Below are 22,387 nucleotides of genomic sequence, written 5' to 3'. Positions count from 1 at the left end.
CGAATCAATAACCAACTGAAAGAAATCTCTTTTCAGAAAACTGTAAAATATGGCAATCACTGCAAATAAGATCAACATAGTGCGCGGCACCATCACCGATGGAAATAAACGGCCGTTGGCCGGGCTCAAAGTGCAGCTTCATGATGTGGATATGCGCAACTGGCAACAGTTGGCCGAAACAATTACCAACGCCGATGGCAGGTATGAAATGGCGTGGACACCCGAGCAGCTCAGCGGGCCCGAAGTAAAGACTGCCGATATCGCCATCAGGGTACTGAGCGCAACAGCAGGTACGGAGTTGTATAAGTCCTCCATGGATGAGGTACGGTTCAATGCCCGCGAACGCGAAGAGATCAATATCACTATTGCACAACCGCTGCCAAAAGAAAGAATTGAATTCGACAGCCTGCTTAAAGAGGTGCAATACCTGGCCGAAAAAGTTCCGGTTGAAGAACTGCAGGAAAACAAAGAGAACCGCGACGTTACTTTTTTATCAAATGAACTGGAAGTGCCGGCCGAAAGGATCGAGTACCTGGCGGTAGCCCATCGGTTGCATAAATTATCGGAAGCCGATGCTTCGTTCTTTTATGCCTTGTTCCGTAAGAACACCCTGCTCAATAATGATCTTGTAAAAAACGGGAACGCCCGTTTGCGCATAGGCATCGATGACGACGATCGCCTGCTGCTGCTGGATGCATCGCTGTTGGATAAAAATAAAATTGAAGAGGATATTAAACAGGCGGTCAAAGAAATGATCGTTAACACAGAAGTCCTCAAAAACCTGCCAAGGAATATTGAAATACTTGCGCGGTACAGGAAAGAAGCCGAAGCTTATTACCAACAGGAACATCCGCAAAAAGTGGCAGCCCTGGTAACCGGTATGCTCAATCCCAAAAAGATGGCGGAAGTAAACCAGCTTTTTAAAGAGAACATCAACACCCTGAATGTTTTTTTTGAGAAAATTACCGATCCCGCTTTTTTTGTCAATGGTAAAACCGACAATATAAAGGGCGATGATTATAATAAATTGTTTGATGATATAAAGAAAGCGGTGCCCGCTATTATTAAAGATAATAACATAAAAAGGGAAAAGGACATCAGCAGGCTGGCCCGTTTCAATAAAGCGCGTTGGGTAGAAGAGATCAATAAAACCAACCCGGCATTGAAAGACAACCCGTTGGTAAGCACCTATGCTTCTGCTATTGTACGGAGGTTCGAAAGTGCATTTCCTACTGCTGCCTTTACCGCCCAGTTGGAACGTTCTACCGAAACCGTTCTGGAAAACCAAAATGAGATCGTTGGCTTTTTAAATCAACATGAAGATTTTGACCTGGTAAAAAGTAATATTGATCTTTTTTTGAAAGAGAAAGATGGGGCAAAAAAGGCTGCTGTAATAAGCAATGAATTGAAATCGGTACAGCGGGTGTTTAAACTCATACCGCACTATGGCAAAACAATGGGCCTGCGCAAAGAGAACATGAGCTCTGCTTTCCAGATCGCTTCCGTTGGCGAAAAACATTTTATAAATGAAGTGGCTCCCAAAGCCGGGTTGTCTGAAGCCGAAGCAAAACAAGTGTATCAAAAAGCAGCTACCCGGCAAACCGCGGCCATGATGCTGATCGGTGATCTTACCGATGCCATGAGCGTACTGAAGATCGATTCTTTCGAAACCGCTGCGCTCGCACAAAAGATAGAAGCAGTAAGTAAAGATTTTCCCAATCTGAAAACGCTTTTCAAACTCGTGGATTCATGCGAGGTAGAGCATTGCCGTTCGGTATACAGCCCCGCCGCCTACCTGGTCGAGATCTTACAGTTCCTCGACAAGCGGGCCGTAACAACCGGCAATGCGAAATCGGTATTATTTAACCGCAGACCCGATTTGGGCGACATTGACCTGGGTTGCGAAAATGCCAATACACCGGTAAAGTATGTAGACCTGGTATGTGAGATCCTGGAAGAAGCCATTGCACCAGACCCGGGCATCGATTATACCGGCAACCTTACCGATGGCGCCGATCCGTCGGATGGAAAGATCTCCGCTGGTTTATTAAGCGCTTTAACCGCGGCTAAATTGCCTGTAACAGCAAAAGCATTGGTGCATGAAACGGAAGTGAGTTTGGGTTCGGCGCTAACGCTGCCGCATTATTTGCGCGATGAAAAGCTGGTTTGTAAAATTGTAAACACCGGTGGCAACAACTATAAAGTATACCGGTTACGCCAAACCATGTCTTCTGCCGAAGAACTGGATGCTGCTCCTGAATATGTAAATGCAGAGGCATACAACAAGCTTCGCACTAAAAACTATGCCTTTACACTGCCTTTCGATCTGCCGCATACAGAAGCAAAGGCCTACTTCGACCGGTTTGGGATCAGCCGCGCCGAATTGATGAAAGCATTTCAGCTGGCTGCTGGCCCAACAGAAGAAGCCATTGCCGCCGAATATGCCGGTATTACCGATGGCGAAAAACAACTTATCGTTAACACGCCGCTTGTAAATGATAACGCTGCCCAACAGGCATTCTGGAATGTGCCTGCACCCGGTGATGTAGTTAGTTATTTAAAACAAGTGGACCATTTTCTCGATAAAACCGGTCTTTCGTTTAAAGATACCGCGCTGTTAATAAAGTTGCGCTTTATCAAAAAGAATAAAGACCTGTTTATTTATAATACCGATCTTTCCTGTGATACGGCCACCAAAGAAATAAAGAACGTCGACCTGGATGTGTTCGACCGCATGCATCGCTTCCTGCGGCTGAAGAAAAAAACAGGGTGGGGGCTCGATGTATTGGATGAGGTCATCAGTCAACCTAAACTGGGTAAGGAAAATTTGAATGACGATTGTATAAAGGTGATTGCGGCGTTGAAAAAAATAATAGCAAAAACAGGACTGAAGATAGAAGAACTGATCTGTTGTTACGGCGCCATTCCTCATACGCTATTACCCTTTAAGAAAACCACGCTGTATGATGGCATCTTTCAGAATAAAGCCAGGAACGGCGCTACAGAACCGGCGTTGTTGGCAGAAAATGTAACGGCCAATGAAGCAGCTGTAACTAAAAAACAGTTAACGGAAGTGAAAGCGGCCGTAAGTACCTGCATCGGCATCAAAGAAACTGATTTCGATAAACTGCTTCCTGCGCTGCCCAATGGCGATATCAGCTTTCAAAATCTCAGCAGCCTGTATGCGCTGGCCCGGTTGATAAAGAAGCTGAAATTAAAAACGGAGGATTATTTTATACTTACCGGTCTAACAGGTATTAATGTATTGAACTCGCCCCTGGATACCGTTAATTTCATTGACGCAGTTGAAAAGGCGGGCAAGCTGAATTTACAGCCGGCCGACATGCGGTTTATGCTGCGGCATGAGGCTGTTAATTTAACCGAAAGGGAAATGAAACCAGAAAAGATCAAATCCCTGCTGGAGTCGCTACAGTCGGCCTATCAGAAATCGTTTAACGATAACAGGTCGTTATACAATAATGATCTCACTGCGGAAGCGCAAAAAGAAGCATTGCGGGCCCAACTGTCGCGGTTAAGCATCCTCACCGAAACCGACGTAAACATCATCCTGAATTTTGTTGACAGGAACTGGAAATTCACCTGGATAGATGACAAGTTCATTGCCCATAATGGAACAACTGATGTGCATGCCAGCACCTTTATTGATGATAAAAAGATAGCTGCGCTTTTTGATGTAACACTGATAAAAAATTCCTTAAATGCACTGGCAACAGCAGTGGCCCCGAATCTTGAAGCGAAACAAAAAGACTTTATCAAAGCCTGGCTCGATGCACTGTCTGCTTACCAGTTTAAAACCGAAAAACCGGTTATATGTACAACCGCTATTGCGGCTGCATTTAAAGCCAATACGGCCCTTGCGGATATTGTATTGAAAAATGCAAAACTAAAACAAGTAGCGCCGGGCACCGATGTGTTGCAGGACCTGTTGCTGACGGATACTTTAATTGATACCGCCGCCATTACCATTGCGCACCCGCTGCCGGTTTTACCTGCTGTAACCGAAGGTACGTTTGCCAACCAATATGCAGCGTTGCGTTTGCTGCATAAGTTGTTCCAGCTGGTATCGGCTTTCCAGATCAGCAATGAACAAACGGAATGGTTTCTCAGAAACAATAAAACCTATAACTGGTTCCAGTTAGATGCCATTCCATTTGCCGCAGCGCAAACACCGGTTGCCTATACGTTATACCAGCAGTTCTCGGCCATAGTGGATCTAATGCAGTCATTGCCCGAGGCCATCAATCCCGCCGATCCCGAACGCCCGGTAACGTTCTTCAGCGTTATGGAGCTTACGCAAACGGCCGTTATGCAGGATGCCTTTATGCAGGCGCTTGCATTACTTACAGGTTATGAGAAAGAAGACCTGAAAGCCATTGACGGTTACTTCTTTACCACGTTCGATAAGCTCAATTATACCAGTGAACCAAACCTCACGCGTTTGCTTGATTGCGCTGATAAGATGCGGAAATTAAGCGCCACCGTTTCACAGATCACCAATTATATAAAGCCGGTGTTGAACGCAGCTGATGTGGCAATTCTTCGCACCAATTTGAAAACACGGTACGATGAAACCACCTGGCTCGATACGCTGAAAGAGATCATGGATAGAATAAGGCCGCAAAAAAGAAATGCCCTGGTTACGTATTTGCTGGCCACCAATGCCGATATAAAAGACGAGAACGACCTGTATGAATATTTCCTGGTTGATGTGGAAATGGGTTCCTGCATGCCATCATCGCGCATCGTGCTGGCGCATAACAGCGTGCAGCTTTTCGTACAGCGGTGCCTGATGGGATTGGAGCCGGACGCCATTGCTGATATTGATAAAGACCCATCGTGGAATCAATGGAAGTGGATGAAGAACTACCGGGTATGGGAAGCGAACCGCAAAATATTCCTGTATCCCGAAAACTGGTACGATGTAACGTTGGCCGATGATAAATCATTCCTGCTGAGTGACCTCATCAATGAACTGCAGCAAAATGAGCTCACTAACGATACGGCGGAAGGGGCACTCAGGAATTACCTGGAGAAACTGGATAATATCGCGTTCCTCGAAGTGAAAGCCACCTGGTACGACGTGCCTTCGCGCACCATGCATGTATTTGCCCGCACCAAGGGCGGCGATCCTGCTATTTACTATTACCGGAAATTTGAAAAGGAAAAAGAATGGACCGCCTGGGAAAAAGTAGAGCTCGATATTCAGGGCGACCAGGTGCTGGCCTTTATAAGAAATAACCGTCTGCACCTGGCCTGGCTGGTATTTAGTGAAGAAGCCAAACCCGATCAAAAATCAAAAGTGCCTTCTGCCGCCGACCAGGGCACTGAAGTAGATCCCGACAAGCCGGAAAAGAAATTGATCATTCAGCTTGCCATAAGTGAATACAGCAATAAAAAATGGCAACCGAAGCGGGTATCGCGCGATAGCATAGCCACACCGGGTACCTATACGGCCGATTACAGTTTGCTGAAAAAAGAGATCTATAACCTCATATACGTTGATAAGGTTGATCAGATCTATATTTTCAGCGATGTGGATGGCTACTATGTTAAGAACGGCGTATTTGATATAGCCGGCTGCAAGGGCTATCCGGAAAAAGTGTTTGAAGGGAACGAATACCTGCCCGACTTCTTACCCGACTTTAAAGACACCCTGCTTACTACCCAGCGGTATAACGAAGAAAATGTGTGGACAGCGCCCGATGATCTGTCGGTAAAGAACGGCGCGCATCCATTCACCTATCTGCAACTGTTAAACGCTACACCCGGAAAGAACACTTTCATGCCCGGGCGGTTCAGGATCAGTTATCCGCACCAGATGACCGCGCTCGATCTGGTAAGCATGTTATTCCAGCTTTTCCAGATCCTGATGAACGCGCAAACCAAAACATCGGCCAATCACTATAACGACCGCATGTGGAAAATTCCGCTGGGCACCCTGTTGCCTTACTTTATGGAAGACAGCTGGCATTCTTATGTCATCATTCCCGGGTTCTATAAAGAAGAAATACACCGGAACGGACAGGATGTGGTTACAGGCCTCAATGATTCGCAAACGAGAACGGCCGGTGATGTATTTCAGCTGATGGATGATATTGTAAACTGGTTTAAAAAGATGATGCAGCAGTTTACTGAAAAACCACCTGCCGATATGCAGGAAGCCATCAAGATCATTGTTAGCGATGCCGATTTTCAGGCCATCGTTCAGGAACTCACCCATTACAAAGCGTTGCATCCATGGCTTGAGAAACTGATCGGTAAAACTGGCGATGATGAATTTGATAAAGACCTGGAAAAATTACTGGCTAAGAACGGATTGGCATATGGAGAGCAATTTAAGAATATGTACCATCCGCTGGTATGCGCCATCAAAACCATCTTATATAAAGATGGAGTGCCGGGGTTGATGAAACGCGATACACAGCTGATGTTCAACAAAGCGTTTAACTTTAAAACGCATTATCAGCCGAATGAGCTGGCCGTGGTAAAAGCGGGTTATAAACAAAAGGACGGAACAACCGAATACAGTTTCCCCATAGAAGACATTGACTTCAGCAGCGATGGAAGCTACAGTTTATATAACTGGGATATATTCTTCCGGGCGCCGTTACACATAGCCGGTAACTTAACAAGGAACCAACGCTTCGAAGAAGCATTGACCTGGTACCATTATATGTTCAACCCAACCGGCGCGCTTTCCGGCACCGGAGTGCAAAAGTATTGGGTCACCAAGCCGTTTTATTTGAACCAGGAAGCCGATTATATCGCACAGCGGATAGATTCCTTAATGTTATCTGTGGCCGATAAAAACACGCCGGACCTTAAAGACCTGGAATTTGCCATCGATCAGTGGCGCAACAAACCTTTCCGTCCGGATGTGGTGGCCAGGCGGCGGCCGGTTGCCTACCAGAAAGCATTATTGATGAAGTACATCGATAACCTGATGGAATGGGGCGATTATTTATTCAGACAGGACACCATGGAAACAGTTGCCCAGGCTACGCAGATGTATGTACTGGCCGATAAACTGTTGGGACCCAAACCACGCGTGGTGCCTGCCGTGGTAAAAGCGCCTTATGAAACTTACAACCAGATAGAAGCAAAACTCGATCATTTCGGCAATGCCCTGCTGGAGTTGGAGAACTTTTTGCCCGATGTATCTGTGCTGCCTGAAGGTGGCGCTGAATTGCCTTCACCATCGGTTACACTTTCCATGCTGTATTTCGGTATTCCGCAGAATGAAAAAATGATCGAGATCTGGGATAGGGTAGCAGACAGGTTGTATAAAATAAGGCATTGCCAGAATATCGATGGCATAGAACGCAGCCTGGCATTATTTGCGCCGCCAATCGATCCTGGTATGCTGGTAAAAGCGGCTGCAAGTGGTTTAGATATTTCGGCTATTCTTGGCGGAATGAATGCGCCGGTGCCGTTCTATCGCTTCAATGTCATTTCTCAAAAAGCCACCGAGCTGGCGATGGAAGTGAGAACGCTGGGCAGCTCACTGTTACAGGCCCTCGAAAAGAAAGATGCGGAAAGCATTGCCCTGTTACGAAGTGAGCTGGAGTTGAAAGTGCTGAATGCGGTAAAGGATATAAAGAAACTGCAGATCAGTGAATCGAAAGAACAGATAGAGGTGCTTCAACGCACTAAAAAGGTAACGCAGGAAAGACAAAAGTTTTATAAATCTGTTCAAAAGATCAGCAGTTTTGAACAATTGAACCTCGATAAATTAAAAGAATCGAACGATTACCAGGTGAGTGCCCAGGTAGTAAGGACCATTGCCGGCGCTTTGCGGCTGATACCTGAATTTCATGTGGGCGCCGAGGGTTTTGGCGGTTCGCCAACCGTGGTAATGCAGCTGGGTGGTTCGGCCATATCGGGCGCTACCAACATAGCTGCGGATATTTTAAGCTTACTGGGCTCTATTGCTTCTTATGAAGCAGGCCGTGCAGGTACGCTGGGTGGTTATGAACGCCGGTTCGAGGACTGGAAATTGCAGGAAAGGCTGGCCAGCAAAGAACTGGACTCTATAGACAAACAAATAGCCGCTGCACAAATAAGGAAGAGCATAGCGGAAACAGACCTGAAGAACCATGAATTGCAGATAGATAATGCAAAGAAAACGGATGACTTCATGCGGTCGAAATTCACCAATAAAGAATTGTACGACTGGATGCTTGCACAGATCAGCGGGGTATACTTTAAATCGTACCAGCTGGCCCATGATGTTGCGAAAAAAGCCGAACGGAGCTATCGCTTTGAATTAGGGAATACCGATACGTTTATTGCATATGGTTATTGGGACAGCATGAAAAAAGGATTGCAGGCGGCAGATAACCTGATACATGACATCAAGAGAATGGAAACTTCTTACCTCGACAAGAACAAACGGGAATACGAAGTAACCAAACATGTATCGCTGGCATTGCTCGACCCGCTGGCGCTGGTAAAACTGCGGGCAACCGGGGTTTGCGATTTCGAAATACCCGAAGCGTTATATGATATGGACCATCCGGGACAATATTTCAGAAGAATAAAATCGGTAAGCATCAGTTTGCCATGTATTGCCGGGCCATACACGTCGGTAAGTTCCAAATTATCATTGATAAAGAACAAATACCGAAAAATTGCAAGTCTCAACAATGTAGCAGGTACCGGGTATGCCGAAGATACGGGCAATGATGAACGTTTTGTTTATAATGTGGGCGCCATACAATCAATTGCCACCAGCAATGCACAAAACGACAGTGGTATTTTTGAATTGAATTTCAGGGATGAGCGATACCTGCCATTTGAAGGTACGGGCGCCATCAGCAGCTGGCGGCTTGAGCTGCCTGCCGAATTACGGCAGTTTGATTATAATACCATTGCAGATGTGATCTTACATGTAAAATACACAGCACGCGAAGGTGGGGCCGCAGTAGGCGCTGAAGCTACATCGACTCTAAGTACAAGGCTTTCAGAAATTAAACAGGCCCTGAGTGAAACCGGGTTACATGTAGCGGTAAATATGAAATACGAAATGCCCAATGAATGGCATTTGCTAAAACAAAACGGGCAGGTAGATGTAACCATCGCTAAGTCGGCATTACCTTATATGGTGCAAACTATAAATACGGCTGCTATAGACCATGTAGTATTTATTGCGAAAGTAAAGGGTGATCCTGATCCATTTACTATAAAGATCAATAATGCAGATAAACCGCTTGCACAAATAACGGATTGGCACCTGTGCAAAGGCGTTGTAAGCGGGATTGTGCTCGATACTGCATTTCCATTAAAAGTAGATGCCGGGCTGGCAGACCTGGAAGAGTTGATGATGGTGGTTAATTATGTTTTTTAAAACATAGAATAAAAAAGGCGAGGTTGCATCGGAAATGGTGCAACCTCGTTTTGTTTTTTTCAGATCCCCCTAATATTCTTTACGATCTTTCTGGCATCTGCATTAATTTCATGAATTTGGCCGGTGGGACTAATATAGTATCCGCAGAAATACAAACCGTCTTTGCCAAAATACTGTTGGCGGTTAGCGCTTACCTGCAGATCTTCAAAACGATTTCTGTCTACTTCAATAATATTTATTTCATCCTTACTATAGCCAATACACGCAATAATGGCATCGAAGGGTTGTGTTTGGCCTTGTTTAAAATGGACCATATTGCCCTCAATAAATTCAATATCTCCTACAATTTTGATCTTGCCTTTACGGATCAGTTGAATGGTGCCAATGTCAAGTATCGGCGACTTGCCTTCCCGCTGAACCTGTTCCAGCGGTCCATAAGGCTTTTTTTTCAGCCCTAATTTGGTTATGTCACCTATAAGGGCATTTGCCAAAGGTGCGCTCAATAGATCGGCTATACGAGGCGGCAGCCAATTCAGTAATAAACTGAATTCCAGTACAGGCACACCCAAAACATCGCGCGGAACTATATTTACGGCAGAACGAACAGACATGAAAGGTGTTGCGCCCTGTTCAAACAGATCGATCGCAATTTCACAGGCAGAGTTGCCAAAACCAATTACCAACACTTTTTGGTTGGCAAAGTCCTTACCCGTTTTGTAGGCAGCGCTATGCATTATTTTTCCAGGAAAAGTTTCCATTCCCTGTAACTCAACAGGTTTAGGTTTGCCGAACGGGCCGGTAGCCATTACTAAAAATTTCGACTGAAATATTCCATTGGTAGTTTGGGTGATCCAGTAGTCGCCTTCTTTTTTTATAAACGTAGCAGTTGTATTAAAAACCGGTTTAATATTGAATGCCTGTTGATAGTCGTTTAAATAATCAATAACCTGTTGGCGGCTGGGGTAGCGGGGTATATTTTTACCGAACTTCTTATATGGTAATTGTGATATTCGTTTGTTGGTATGCAGGTGCAGCCGATGATAGTGATTATGCCAGGCGCTGGCTACCCGGGCATGCTTTTCAATAATAACATATTCAATTCCCTGCCGTTGCAAACAGGCAGCAGTTGCCAGCCCCGAAATACCGGCTCCCACAATAAGGACGTTGGTTTGAGTTAATGGTAACATGCATCAATATTTACCTTTATGAATTTAGGTCAATATTTCTACAACGCCCATATTTTTGCTTAATAACCTGGAAATAGTTTGGGACTGAACATATCTGTTAGTTTTTATTTTCTGCAGACCACAGCGTGAGTTCCTGGTAATGTTTCATTTCCTGAATTTGATTATAAAAAGGCTTTACAAGATTAAAGAAGGGCATAAAATCAGCACTTTTTCTAAATCCATTCAGGTGATCGTTTTCCGAGGTCCAATGAATAATTATTACATAATGGGTAGGCTCCTCGGTGCCTTTATTTATGGTATAGGAGAGACAATACTTAGATCTCCTGAGGAATTCACCTGCCGCATCGTAGGCCTTTTCAAATTGTGCCTGTTGATTTTGAGGGATATTGTAACGAATAACTTCAACTGAATATTTACTTTTTTCCATTACTTTAGAATTAGATTGTGCATTACTTTTTGAAATGAATAGGATAATTGCGAGGACGGAGCAAACAAACTTGTTCATTTTCGGTTATTATTAATTTTTTCAAAAGTAACACAGCTCATATTACCTTAAAATAACTTACCAAAAAGTAGGTCACTCAGAATGATACAATTAAATGATAAAAAATACACATGTCCGATTGATTTTTCTCTCAGCTTCATTGACGGAAAGTGGAAAATTTTAATCTTATCACACCTGCATTACTGTAGCAACAGGAGTTATAGCGATTTTTGTAATAATCTGCCAGGTGTTTCTGAGAAAATGCTTAGCCAACAGTTAAAAGAACTGGAACGGGATAAGTTGATAATTAAAACTATTTTATCAAAGAAGCCGTATAGAGTTGAATATGCATTAACTGAATTTGGCAAAACCCTTACGCCGCTTTACCAGTTTCTTAGTGACTGGGGTATACAATATTTGAAACAAAACGGAATTGATTACATAAAAGATCAGCATTTATATAAGTAACTATGAACCATCATAAGAGATAAGAAACATTTTTACGAAATGGAAAATACACTGACGGAATAATAGTTTCTCTGCCGATCACGAATATTTCCTTCATTTTCATCTACTCATTTATCCCGGTTGTCTACTCACGGCAATTCTCGCCACGCAGGCTGTTGAACTTTGTGTTGCAAAACAGAAGTTATGGCAGCTTTAAAATACTACGCGCTTGTTGTTTGCATTTGTTCAGCAAATTATTGTTTGGCACAGGCAACTATAAAAGGTACAGTCACCAATAACCGCAGGCATCCTTTGGCCGATGCCAGTGTTTATGTCAAAGGCACGGCAACTGCGGTAACTACCGATTCAACCGGCCATTTTGTATTTACTGTAAAGGCGAAAAGTACGCTGGTAATTGTGGCGTCTTTTATAGGGTTTAAAGAAACGGAAAAACAAATTGAGATAAACGATACCCTGGTTGAAATAAATTTTGTGTTACAGCCCGAAGAAAGGTCTCTGGAGCCTGTTGTTGTTTCGGCAGGGAGTTTTGAAGCCAGCGACAAAGCAAAAGGAGCTTCCTTAACACCCATGGATGCCATGACCGTTGCCGGCAATGGCGGCGATATTGCCAACGCGTTACGTTCACTACCCGGCACGCAACAGATCGGTGATAAAGAAGGTTTGTTTGTACGTGGCGGAACAAGTGAAGAAGCAAAACAATTTGTAGATGGCACTTTACTGAAAAGCCCAAACTATGGCAGTGTGCCGGGAATTATGCAACCGGCCCGGTTGAACCCATTTTTATTCAAAGGCATATTGTTCAACACAGGAGCATACTCCGCTTTATATGGCCAGGCATTAAGCAGCGCTTTGATCCTGGAAACCATTGACCTGCCCGACAAATCATCTGCCAGTTTGCATATTTTCCCCATGTCTGTAGGTGCAGGGGTTCAAAATCTGGCACGAAATAAAAAAAGCAGTTACGGCATCAATACGAATTACGGCAGCTACGCTTTGTATAACAGCGTGGTAAAGCAACACCCTGATTTCTTTCATGCGCCTGAATATATTGAAACAGACGCCAATTTTCGCATCAAAACCAGCAAAACAGGCATGCTGAAATTTTATACCAATTATGGTTACAATCGCACGGGCATGCGCAATGCGAATATTGATAGTAGTGAGCTCGCATCGTCGTTTGAAACAAAAGGGCGTAACCTGTATGCCAATTTATCTTATCACGAACTATTATCACCCCGCTGGAAGATCGATGCCGGGTTTGCATACAATTACAACAAACAGCGTATAATTAATAAACTGGAAGACCGAAATGGCAGCCAACTGGTGGTTCCATATTATCCGTTCAATAAACAGAATAACACACTTAATTCCCGTTCCAACTTTTTGCAGGCCAGAATGGTGTTTACAAAAACGCTTACTCATAACCAGGCTTTGCGCTTTGGCGCTGAGCATTTTCATAACGGGGACGATTATTGTTTAAATGATACTTTAACAACGTTGAAAGATGAACTTACCGCAATTTTTGCAGAAACTGATGTATACATATCTGGGAGCATTGCTGCCAAAATCGGTGTGCGGGCAGAAAATGATGCGCTGTTACACAAAATGAACTGGGCCCCACGCATAAGTTTTGCATACCGGTTTAATGATGGGGCACAGGTGAATATCGCTTACGGCGTTTTTTATCAAAAGCCTGAGCTGGTTCATCTTGTTCAGAACCGTGCACTCTCATTCACGCAGGCAACACATTATATCATCAACTACCAGAAAAAAGCAAACAACCGTTTATTAAGGGTTGAAGCATACTACAAAAAATATAAAGACCTGGTGACCACAATACCGGTTACTGCAAACGATGGGAGCGGTTTTGCAAAAGGCGTTGAATTATTTTTTCGTGATAAAAGAACATTTAAAAATTTTGATTACTGGATCACCTATACCTGGCTCCATACAAAAAGGAAGTTCCTTAATTATCCGTATGCCCTGCAGCCCAATTTTGCAACGCCGCATACTGCATCGCTTGCTGTAAAGAGGTTTTTTCAGGACATCAACCTAAGTGCGAATGTTTCTTACACACTGGCCACGGGCCGTCCTTACTACAATATACAATATGATGTGGCCGGCAAGCCTGTGGTGCTTGATAAGGGAACTGCGGCCATGTATAATCAAATGAATGTAAGTTTTGCTTATTTATTCAATCTGTTCAAAAAATGGAAGAATAAAGATTTTTCGGGTATTGGCTTCGGCGTCAATAATGTGTTTGCAACAAAGCAGGTCTTTGGGTATAACTACAGTTACAACCGGCTAAACAAAATGCCCATCACACAACCGGCCCCACGCAGCTATTACATCGGGTTGTTTATGTCGTTTGGGATTGACCGGCGCGATGATTTTATTAATGAAAAATTATGACAATGATATTATTAACCAAAAAAATAAAAAATGAAAAGGATATTTTTATTGATCATGGCTATGAGCCTTGTATATGTTACGGCTCATGCACAGGATGCCTATTCACAACAAATGCAAACTGCAGTTACAAAACTTGATAATGCAAAAACCGTTAAAGATTATCAGTTACTGGCAGACAATTTTTTACGTATTGCAGATGGGCAAAAGGATCAATGGCTTCCTTACTATTACGCCGCTTTTTGCAATGCGAAAATAGGTTGGTTAAAGCAAAACGACGACCCCGATAATATTGAACCATTTGCCAACAAGGCAGCCGGTGAAATAAAAAAAGCAGGAATGCTCATTGATACGGCAAAACAGAAAAAAGAATTGGCTGAGTTGTATTGTATTCATATGATGCTGAACCAGGCGCGGGTATTTATCAATCCGCAAACTTATGGACGGGAATATGGCCCTACAGCCTTTAATTACTTGCAAATGGCAAAACAGGCAGATCCTGATAATCCGCGCATGCTTTACCTGCTTGGCTGGCAAAAGTTTGCAACGCCAAAAATGTGGGGCGGCGATAAGGCACAGGCAAAGCAGTTACTAACAAACGCAAAACAAAAGTTGGCCGGTGAGCCATCCGCAGGGCTTGCCCCGCATTGGGGGAAGAAGGAAGTGGAGGAAATTCTTGAACAATTAAAATAAAAACTAAAGCGGCCATCTCATTATTTTGAGTTGGCCGCTTAAATACTTTCGAATGGGACGATCAGTAGCCGTAAGTAAAATGATATACTGCATATCCATTGATCAGCCTGCCAAAAACAAATTTCCTGACGAACCAGGGAAGTCTTATTAAACCCAAATCATGTATAGCTTGCGGCATGCCGGTCACTGATCTTTTCTTATATCCTTTTGCAATGAATACGCGATCCGGTTCATCGGCGATGTCTTTAAAGACCGCTCCACTTTCGCTGAGCTTTCTATGAATTTCACCGCTGAACTTCTCAAAAAATCCTTTATTCATGAGGTCGCAAAAAAGTACATGTTTTGGGAAAAGCGTTGTTAAGGTAGTTAGTAATTCGTTTCGTTGTTCATTAGTGAGATACATAAGTACGCCTTCTATAATAAAGATCACATAAGGCCTTTCCCTGTAAGGTTGCAGCTTATCGGCCAGTTTCTCTTTTTCAAAATCTATAGGTATTCTCTCAAGCGGATTTTTACATTCATTGATGGGCAGCTTATTATTTTTGTGTGCAATAATCGCTTCTTCATCTATTTCTATCCATTTTCCGCCATCCAATCTATAAGCACGGCTGTCGAGCCCCGCCCCAATTAAAATGATGGTTGCATCGGGATGATCGGTCAGTTCATTTTTTATAAATGAATCAATGAGATAATGCCTTGCCGTATTGCCTGCATTTGGCCTGGTGAATTGTTTAAACGCTGACCAATAGGCAATTCCATCTTCACCAAGTAGGCGCTTTGCATAATGATCACCAATAAGTGGTTTAGCAGATTCGGCATCCTGCATACGAACACCACCGCAGTAATAAGCGGTTTTTGATACTGCTTTCATAATCGTTAGTTTTATACTCTAAGGTACAACTTCATATAATTACCTGGCTTATGGATATTATCCCTATGCGTTATATGCTTCGGTCCTATTTGCTTACATTTGATGAAACAAAAATATTTTAATGACACAATACGCAAAAGGTGAATTTGAGGTCAAACTCGTTCCTCAAACCGATGAACGAGACATCCCCCTTTTAGGACGATTAACCATCGACAAGGTTTTTTATGGCGATATAGCAGGAACCAGTAAGGGGCAAATGCTTAGTGCAAAAACAGCAGTCCCTGCGTCTGCAGGTTATGTAGCGATCGAGCGCGTAGAAGCAACTTTAAATGGCAAACAGGGTTCTTTTGTGTTACAACATAATGCAACTATGAATAAAGGCGAACCCATGATGAATATTATTATTGTACCTGATTCGGGAACAGATGAATTGACCGGCATAGCTGGTAAATTGAACATCATCATAAAAGATAAGAAGCATTTTTACGAAATGGAATATACACTGCCTGATTAGATCTTATGCGCACCTCCAAATACGCCTTCTTCATTTATTACTTTGAATAAATATTTACGTATCATAGGAACCGTTACATTTTATGAATTTGGAATCAAAAAGGCCTTCAGATCTAATGACCTGAAGGTTTCTTAGTATTACTAAGAAACCAGGAGCGGTGCACGGTCATCAATAATATTTTTTATTATTTTTATCTGATTTTCTCTACCATAGCTGGTAAAAGCATACAAAAATGAGCAATTATAACTTTCAAACAATTGACTGGGATTTAATTCCTGCAACTGAGCATTTGGGCACCACTGGTATAGCTGTTTGGAGAACCTTGCAGTTAGAAGGATTGCGTATTCGAAGAGTTGAGTACTCAATGGGATACCTGGCTGATCATTGGTGCAAAAAAGGGCATATAGTTCATTGCCTCGAAGGAGAATTTGTTAGTGAATTGGATAATGGCCAAAACTTCAGGCTTAGCCAGGGAATGACATACATAGTATCAGATGACCTTAGTAGTCACCGGTCGTTTACAGAAAACGGGGTGAAACTTTTAATAATTGATGGTGATTTTCTAAAGCCCGGCAAATAAGTACCTTTCACAGGCATATCGTAGCTGTATCCGGAAACTAATTTAAAAGGTTATCCCTGAACTTAATTGGAGAAACACCTACCTCTTTTTTAAATAAACGCGAGAAATAAGTGGGATTGTCAGCTGTAAGCCGGCAGTGGTTTACCACTGTTTTGAAGTGCAAGTGAAGATAAGCAATAATAAAAGTATGTATGAAAAATTTATGGATGCCGATGAAAAAAACGGATGAATGTGTTTTTATAACATCAGCCAGATCTTAATCATTCATTCGGTGCTGGCTGATGTTATTTTGAATATCCACTACCACCTTATTGAATACTCACCTTTATAATGTTATTGATAGCTGGTAACGTCGTTAATGCATTGGGGTTAGGTACCATTTGTATAGGCTTTGATTCGTTAAGCGGAGTGCCCGCCAGGTTAAACTGGGTAATGCCTGCGCCAGGGAATTGATTCACGGCTGTACCATTATCATACAAACCAACAGAAGATGACAGATCTCCTTTTTGCGTAGCGTCCAAATCATTTCCTGAAGTGGCAAAGAACCAGTCGTTCGAAAATCCATACATGGTGGCAATGGCAATTCTATCACCTTCCATTACTGTTAACATTTGCGAAACCTTACCGCCGTCGGCGCCATCGATACGGGGAAGCAGTACAGTATTTTTAGCATCCTTCAACACATATACGGCTTTTACGCCTGATTTCGATTTCAAAGCTGCTGCCAGTATATCGGCATTGCCTTTTTGCGCAAGGTCTTTCAACCCTTCGCCCCGGTCATTTTCACCCGTTTTAAAAAAGGGATTTTCCATGCCGTTATACACCACCACTAAAACCGGCGACAGGGGGGTAAAGATGCCGGTTTTGCTCATCAGGTATGTATTGAGCACTGAGTTATCACCTGCTTCTGCAATATTTGTCAATCCGTTAGCGGTAGGCTTGCCGGCTGAGTAAATAGCCTCAGGTAACAGTTGATTGCCGCCTGCTACATAAGAAATGGTCCACACGCCAGGGCTGAAGGGTGTTTCGTTGGCGGTGCCGCCCGATTTGTTAGTGATCGTAAGGGTGAATACAGAATTACCATCATAAGCAAGTGATAACTGCATTAGTTGCGATGCAGGCAGGTAGGTATTGCCATAATCATCGGTACCATTTACCTCTTTGATATTTTTTACCGAGCTTTCTGCTGTACCCGGATGGACCACTGCCGATCCTGGTACCTGGTTTATACGCGTGCCATTGTCCCATAGTTTTATTTGTGCAGAAACATCGCCTGTAATGGGTGAACCATCATCGTTATACAATTTGATACCAGGGTTGGCTGGTGCAAAGAACAGGTCATTGCTCCACCCGTACATCGTAGCAAAGGTTAACCGCTGGTTTTTGGCAGCGGAAAAAGTAAACGAGGTTGATTGCCCCGGTAAGATAACCGGCGGTGCTCCTTTTCCCTGAAAGGTACCGGTTTCAACCAGCGGTTTACTGTTCAGCACATTTTCAATGGTAATGGTTTGTGATTGGCCGGGAGTATGATCTTTATCTTTTTTGCAGGAGGCAAGCAGCCCTACAGCGGCAAATAACGTACAGGTTTTTAATAAGTTGTATTTCATTTGTGGTGTATTTTAGTAACACAAAGCAAATGAAAGAGTATCCCACAGGTATTGCAGAATTGTAACAAAAGTATCACAATGAACATTCGTGTATTTTATTTTGCAACTTTGTTATAACGCATTATGGATAACAAAACAGTTTTGATCATTGAAGATGATCCCGACATTGTTGAACTACTAAAAATTCATCTCCACGATCTGGGGTGCAGGGTAACAGCGGAAAGTGATGGATTAAAAGGATTGGCTTCCTCAAAGGAGGGTAATTTCAATCTTATTATACTGGATATTACTCTGCCGGGGTTGAATGGAGTGGAGATATGCAGAAAAATAAGGCAAACAGACCGGCATACGCCTATTCTGATGCTTACTGCCAGAAGTGAGGAGATCGATAAAGTGATTGGTTTGGAAACCGGCGCGGATGATTACCTCACTAAACCCTTCGGCATTCGTGAGTTTATTGCCCGGGTAAAAGTTATTTTCCGCAGAAGCGAAGAGTTTGCTTTAGAACCTGCTACCGGAATAACAACTTCCATAATAAGTTTTAGCGGATTGGAAATAGACCTTGATAAACGGAGGGTAACGCTCAATAACAACCGTATAGATATTTCACCCAAAGAATTTGAGTTGCTCACTTTGCTTGCATCGAATCCCGGGAAAAGCTACAGCCGTAAACGATTGCTCAATTTGGTGTGGGGGTATGATTTTGAAGGCTATGAACATACGGTTAACAGCCACATCAACCGGTTACGGGCAAAAATTGAAGAAGATGTGTCGAACCCTAAATTTATTTTAACTGCCTGGGGCGTTGGCTACAGGTTTAATGAGGAACTATAACATGTCGGTACGAACAATAAACGGGAATCGGCTTTTCTGGAAGATCACAACTGTATTCACATGCCTGTTAATTGTGCTGGGCATTGTGTTTGTGATCATTGCCTCAACATTTTCGAGGTCGTACTACACGTCCGCCCACCAGGAATTGTATGGTAATATTGCCCAACATCTGGCAACGTTTACACAACCTTTTAAAGATGGTAAACCCGATACCAGTGTAACGCATGATATTATTCATTCAACGATGGTTGCTAATCCCAGTGTGGAAGTGTATTTGCTTGATACCGCCGGTAATATCAAAGACTATGTTGTACCGGATAAAACTGTTCAAATGCACCAGGTAAATATTAACCTGGTGAAAAAGTGGATTGCGGCCTCCGGCAAACAACGGCCAATGGGCGATAATCCCAAACAACCAGGCGAACCAAGTATTTTTTCTGCCGCTCCGGTATATGAAAAGGGCAGGTTAGTGGGATATGTATATGCCGTGCTGGCCAGTGAAAAACAAAAGGCCATTCTACAAGCGTTAGATAACAACTTGTACTTACGCCTTGCCAGCATTATGTTTTATGCAGCTTTGGTTGTAGCGTTCATTGTAGGTATTGTTACTTTTTTTCTGATCACAGATAGTATTTGCCGTATAGCAGGAGTGGTTAAACGATTTAAAGAAGGCGACTACACGGCCCGCATAGAAGGGTATGCTAAAGGCAACCTGGGTATGCTTACCACTACCTTTAATGACATGGCCGATGTTATTGTTGATAATATTGATAAAATATCGGCTACCGACAAATTCAGACAGGAACTTATAGCAAATATTTCGCACGACTTGCGCACCCCTTTGTCAATTATGCAGGGATATGTAGAAACGCTGATGATAAAAAAAGACCAGCTTTTGCCTCAGGATAAAGAAAAATACCTGGCTATTGTATATGACAGCAATCGTAAGCTGTCATTGCTGGTTGATCAACTTTTTCAGTATGCGAAACTGGAGGCCAATTTAATAAAGCCGGAGAAGGAAGCATTTCATATTTCGGAACTGGCTGCCGATATCATGATGAGCTATCAATTGAAAGCAGATGAAAAGGGAATTACACTCAATTTGGAGGCTCCTGATAACTTATCACTTGTATTTGCAGATCTTTCACTCACCGATCGGGTGCTTCAAAACCTTTTAGATAATGCCTTTAAATTTACCCCCGCAGGCGGCGCAATCACTATTGTTTTGATTGAAGCCAATGCCGGCGTAAAGGTAAGCATAACCGATACCGGCATTGGTATTTCTCCTGAGGAGCTTACTCATATTTTTGAGCGTTACAAACAAATACATCCACGGTCTTCAGGCAAGGGGATGGGCATTGGCCTGGCTATTGTAAAAAAGATCCTGGAGCTTCACCAGGCCACCATTGAAGCTTTTAGTGAACCGGGAAAAGGAACTACGTTTGTGTTTGAGTTGCAAAGGGCATGAAGTATGTGAAATGTAAAAGGTAAAGAATATTAATTGTTTCCAATATAGAACTATTACTTAATTACTGTATTCGTTTTTACGACCGCCTATTGTCATTTTAAAAATTCTTCTTCTGTCATTTCGTTATTTAAAAACACTCCTGTATTACTCCCTGTTGATACTGCATATGGTACAGAACGAAGAGGATTAGTACTGTCTCCACAGGCGAATATATTATCCACTGTTGTTTTCTGAGATGTATCTACTTTGATAAGTCCTTGTTCTGTCAATTCACAACCCAATAATTCGGGGATTTTACAATGTTGTTCAAAAGGAGGTCTTGAATAAATAATTTGTAATTGAAAAATTGAATTGTCTGCAAAAATTATTTCTTCCATTACACCTTCTTTGTGTTTTAATGAGGTAATTTCCTTTTCAACTATTGAAATATTGTGTCTTTTGATTTCATCGGTCTGCTCCTGTGTCAATTGAGATTTTCCATTGGTAAATATGGTTAAATCCTTGGTCCAGTTACTAATGAGCCGAGCCAAATGAAATGCACCATATCCATTTGCCAGAACCCCTGTTTTTTCATTCTTTACTTCATATCCGTGGCAATATGGACAATGAATTACTGTAGTTCCCCAACATTCAGAAAATCCCTTAATGTTTGGTATAATGTCTTTTAAGCCTGTTGCAAAAATGAGTTTTTTAGCTGAAAACACTTTTCCTGACTGAGTTGAAATCTCAAAGCCTTTATCGGTTTTAGTTCCATTAACGGCAAGGTCAGTTAAGAATTTTACTGTGTCGTATTTCAACACTTGTTTTTTTGCTTTTTCCGCAATAACGCTTGGTTTTTCTCCGTCTTGCGTAATGAAGTTATGTGAATGAGGTGTTTGTCGGTTACAAGGCAACCCGCTGTCAATGATTAAAACGTTTCTTAATGCTCGTCCCAAAGCCATTGCTGCCGAAAGTCCTGCATAGCTTCCGCCAACTATGATTACGTCAAAGTTTTTGTTATCTGTCATTTCGTTAAAATTTGAATATGTTGTTAATGGAAAAGGAAAGCTAAAACTGATAAAGCAAGTACTTTTTCATACACGCTTATTTTGCTGTTTTTACACTTTTATGTATTGCATTTTCAAACATTGGATAGGCGTAATTATTAAGGAATAGTACCATTCCTGCCATTTTTCCTACAATGTTTCGGAACTTTGGTTTTTTGGCATTTGTCACCTCAATAATTTTCTTCACTATTACTGATGGATCGTCACCCTCTGCCATACCATTCTTGATATACTTATTTACTTGCCCTTTATAGTTCTTGTATTCTGCTATATTCCCATCAATAGCAATCATATTTGTGCCAAGATTTGTTTTTGCCCACATTGGCTCTACCATACTAACATTGATATTAAATTGACTTACCTCAAAACGCAATGTTTTAAAATAACCTTCTAAGGCATGTTTGGATGCAGCATACATTGACTTCATAGGTATTGTTATAAGCCCCATCATTGAGCTCACTGTAATAATTTGACCAAATTTTTGTTTCCTGAAATAAGGTAAAATTGCTTTTGTTACATTTACTGTCCCCCAAAAATTAGTGTCAAATTGAAGTTTCCCTGCCTCTGTTGAAGTTTCCTCTGCTAATCCAGTGAGCATATAACCTGCATTATTAACCAAAATATCTAATTGATTTACGGTTTCAAAAAGTCGCTTTGTAAATTCTTTTATAGAATTTTCATCCGTAATATCTAAAGCCAATACTTTGAAGGGAACAGTGGCTTGTAGTTTTTCTGGATTTCGACTTGTACCAATTACATTATAACCTTGTTGATGTAAATTGTTTGCTAACATCAAACCGAAGCCTGAAGATGCGCCTGTTATTAAAATTGTTTTTTTCATTTTGTTTTAATTTTATGA

Annotated in this window: 14 protein-coding genes; 8 read left to right on the top strand and 6 right to left on the bottom strand. The window is 42.4% G+C overall.

Features of this window, described 5'->3' with window-relative positions; translation table 11 throughout:
• Positions 1-49 precede the first annotated feature (49 nt).
• On the top strand, positions 50-9,367 hold the full coding sequence (locus tag GGD38_RS03215) for a neuraminidase-like domain-containing protein (RefSeq protein ID WP_375299469.1): 9,318 nt from the start codon (positions 50-52) through the stop codon (positions 9,365-9,367).
• Positions 9,368-9,426: 59 nt separating this feature from the next.
• Here the strand turns inward: GGD38_RS03215 and GGD38_RS03210 are convergent, their stop codons facing one another.
• Together GGD38_RS03210 and GGD38_RS03205 are read right to left on the bottom strand one after the other, a co-directional pair.
• Complete coding sequence (locus tag GGD38_RS03210) at positions 9,427-10,554, bottom strand: flavin-containing monooxygenase (RefSeq protein WP_375299470.1); 1,128 nt, start codon at positions 10,552-10,554, stop codon at positions 9,427-9,429.
• 97 nt (positions 10,555-10,651) lie between these two features.
• Positions 10,652-10,981 carry an antibiotic biosynthesis monooxygenase family protein gene (locus GGD38_RS03205; RefSeq protein WP_375299471.1) on the bottom strand — a complete coding sequence of 110 codons (330 nt, stop codon included), beginning with the start codon at positions 10,979-10,981 and terminating at the stop codon, positions 10,652-10,654.
• A 159-nt stretch (positions 10,982-11,140) separates the two neighbouring features.
• On the opposite strand from GGD38_RS03205, the gene GGD38_RS03200 reads away from it, so the two are divergent.
• The 3 genes from GGD38_RS03200 (at position 11,141) to GGD38_RS03190 (ending at position 14,608) form a co-directional block, all read left to right on the top strand.
• Positions 11,141-11,506 carry a winged helix-turn-helix transcriptional regulator gene (locus GGD38_RS03200; protein WP_375299472.1) on the top strand — a complete coding sequence of 122 codons (366 nt, stop codon included), beginning with the start codon at positions 11,141-11,143 and terminating at the stop codon, positions 11,504-11,506.
• 183 nt (positions 11,507-11,689) lie between these two features.
• Positions 11,690-13,918 carry a carboxypeptidase-like regulatory domain-containing protein gene (locus GGD38_RS03195; protein WP_375299473.1) on the top strand — a complete coding sequence of 743 codons (2,229 nt, stop codon included), beginning with the start codon at positions 11,690-11,692 and terminating at the stop codon, positions 13,916-13,918.
• A gap of 30 nt (positions 13,919-13,948) precedes the next feature.
• Positions 13,949-14,608, top strand: a complete 660-nt coding sequence (locus tag GGD38_RS03190) for a hypothetical protein (RefSeq protein WP_375299474.1) — start codon at positions 13,949-13,951, stop codon at positions 14,606-14,608.
• Between the two features lie 61 nt (positions 14,609-14,669).
• Here the strand turns inward: GGD38_RS03190 and GGD38_RS03185 are convergent, their stop codons facing one another.
• A complete protein-coding gene (locus tag GGD38_RS03185) occupies positions 14,670-15,479 on the bottom strand; it encodes a class I SAM-dependent methyltransferase (protein WP_375299475.1) in 810 nt (269 codons plus the stop codon).
• Between the two features lie 121 nt (positions 15,480-15,600).
• Between GGD38_RS03185 and GGD38_RS03180 the strand changes: the two genes are divergently transcribed.
• Both GGD38_RS03180 and GGD38_RS03175 read left to right on the top strand, forming a co-directional pair.
• Positions 15,601-15,993, top strand: coding sequence for a DUF3224 domain-containing protein (locus tag GGD38_RS03180; RefSeq protein ID WP_375299476.1), 393 nt, complete (start codon positions 15,601-15,603; stop codon positions 15,991-15,993).
• 232 nt (positions 15,994-16,225) lie between these two features.
• Positions 16,226-16,573 (top strand): DHCW motif cupin fold protein, encoded by a 348-nt coding sequence (locus GGD38_RS03175; RefSeq protein WP_375299477.1) that lies wholly within the window; start codon positions 16,226-16,228, stop codon positions 16,571-16,573.
• 308 nt (positions 16,574-16,881) lie between these two features.
• Here the strand turns inward: GGD38_RS03175 and GGD38_RS03170 are convergent, their stop codons facing one another.
• Complete coding sequence (locus GGD38_RS03170; RefSeq protein ID WP_375299478.1) at positions 16,882-18,180, bottom strand: spondin domain-containing protein; 1,299 nt, start codon at positions 18,178-18,180, stop codon at positions 16,882-16,884.
• Positions 18,181-18,303: 123 nt separating this feature from the next.
• On the opposite strand from GGD38_RS03170, the gene GGD38_RS03165 reads away from it, so the two are divergent.
• Together GGD38_RS03165 and GGD38_RS03160 are read left to right on the top strand one after the other, a co-directional pair.
• Entirely contained in the window at positions 18,304-19,014 is a 711-nt protein-coding gene (locus tag GGD38_RS03165; RefSeq protein ID WP_375299479.1) for a response regulator transcription factor, read from the top strand.
• 1 nt (position 19,015) lies between these two features.
• Positions 19,016-20,482: an ATP-binding protein gene (locus GGD38_RS03160; RefSeq protein WP_375299480.1), complete on the top strand. Its 1,467-nt coding sequence runs from the start codon at positions 19,016-19,018 to the stop codon at positions 20,480-20,482.
• Between the two features lie 92 nt (positions 20,483-20,574).
• Here the strand turns inward: GGD38_RS03160 and GGD38_RS03155 are convergent, their stop codons facing one another.
• Entirely contained in the window at positions 20,575-21,489 is a 915-nt protein-coding gene (locus GGD38_RS03155; protein ID WP_375299481.1) for an NAD(P)/FAD-dependent oxidoreductase, read from the bottom strand.
• A gap of 76 nt (positions 21,490-21,565) precedes the next feature.
• The gene (locus GGD38_RS03150) at positions 21,566-22,369 is read right to left on the bottom strand and encodes an SDR family oxidoreductase (protein ID WP_375299482.1); all 804 of its coding nucleotides are present in this window, start codon (positions 22,367-22,369) and stop codon (positions 21,566-21,568) included.
• Positions 22,370-22,387: the final 18 nt, after the last annotated feature.

It is taken from the genome of Niastella sp. OAS944 (assembly GCA_024809215.1).
Taxonomy (GTDB): Bacteria; Bacteroidota; Bacteroidia; order Chitinophagales; family Chitinophagaceae; genus Niastella.
The sequence above is the reverse complement of the archived record's forward strand: the minus strand, read 5'-3'. Positions and strand labels throughout refer to the sequence as shown.

Excerpts from the sequence above, each read along its gene's own strand:
- GGD38_RS03210 (WP_375299470.1), bottom strand. The coding sequence starts at position 10,554 with ATGTTACCATTAACTCAAACCAACGTCCTTATTGTGGGAGCCGGTATT.
- GGD38_RS03215 (WP_375299469.1), top strand. The coding sequence starts at position 50 with ATGGCAATCACTGCAAATAAGATCAACATAGTGCGCGGCACCATCACC.
- GGD38_RS03165 (WP_375299479.1), top strand. The coding sequence starts at position 18,304 with ATGGATAACAAAACAGTTTTGATCATTGAAGATGATCCCGACATTGTT.
- GGD38_RS03195 (WP_375299473.1), top strand. The coding sequence starts at position 11,690 with ATGGCAGCTTTAAAATACTACGCGCTTGTTGTTTGCATTTGTTCAGCA.
- GGD38_RS03175 (WP_375299477.1), top strand. The coding sequence starts at position 16,226 with ATGAGCAATTATAACTTTCAAACAATTGACTGGGATTTAATTCCTGCA.
- GGD38_RS03160 (WP_375299480.1), top strand. The coding sequence starts at position 19,016 with ATGTCGGTACGAACAATAAACGGGAATCGGCTTTTCTGGAAGATCACA.
- GGD38_RS03150 (WP_375299482.1), bottom strand. The coding sequence starts at position 22,369 with ATGAAAAAAACAATTTTAATAACAGGCGCATCTTCAGGCTTCGGTTTG.
- GGD38_RS03170 (WP_375299478.1), bottom strand. The coding sequence starts at position 18,180 with ATGAAATACAACTTATTAAAAACCTGTACGTTATTTGCCGCTGTAGGG.
- GGD38_RS03155 (WP_375299481.1), bottom strand. The coding sequence starts at position 21,489 with ATGACAGATAACAAAAACTTTGACGTAATCATAGTTGGCGGAAGCTAT.
- GGD38_RS03205 (WP_375299471.1), bottom strand. The coding sequence starts at position 10,981 with ATGGAAAAAAGTAAATATTCAGTTGAAGTTATTCGTTACAATATCCCT.
- GGD38_RS03180 (WP_375299476.1), top strand. The coding sequence starts at position 15,601 with ATGACACAATACGCAAAAGGTGAATTTGAGGTCAAACTCGTTCCTCAA.
- GGD38_RS03185 (WP_375299475.1), bottom strand. The coding sequence starts at position 15,479 with ATGAAAGCAGTATCAAAAACCGCTTATTACTGCGGTGGTGTTCGTATG.
- GGD38_RS03200 (WP_375299472.1), top strand. The coding sequence starts at position 11,141 with ATGATACAATTAAATGATAAAAAATACACATGTCCGATTGATTTTTCT.
- GGD38_RS03190 (WP_375299474.1), top strand. The coding sequence starts at position 13,949 with ATGAAAAGGATATTTTTATTGATCATGGCTATGAGCCTTGTATATGTT.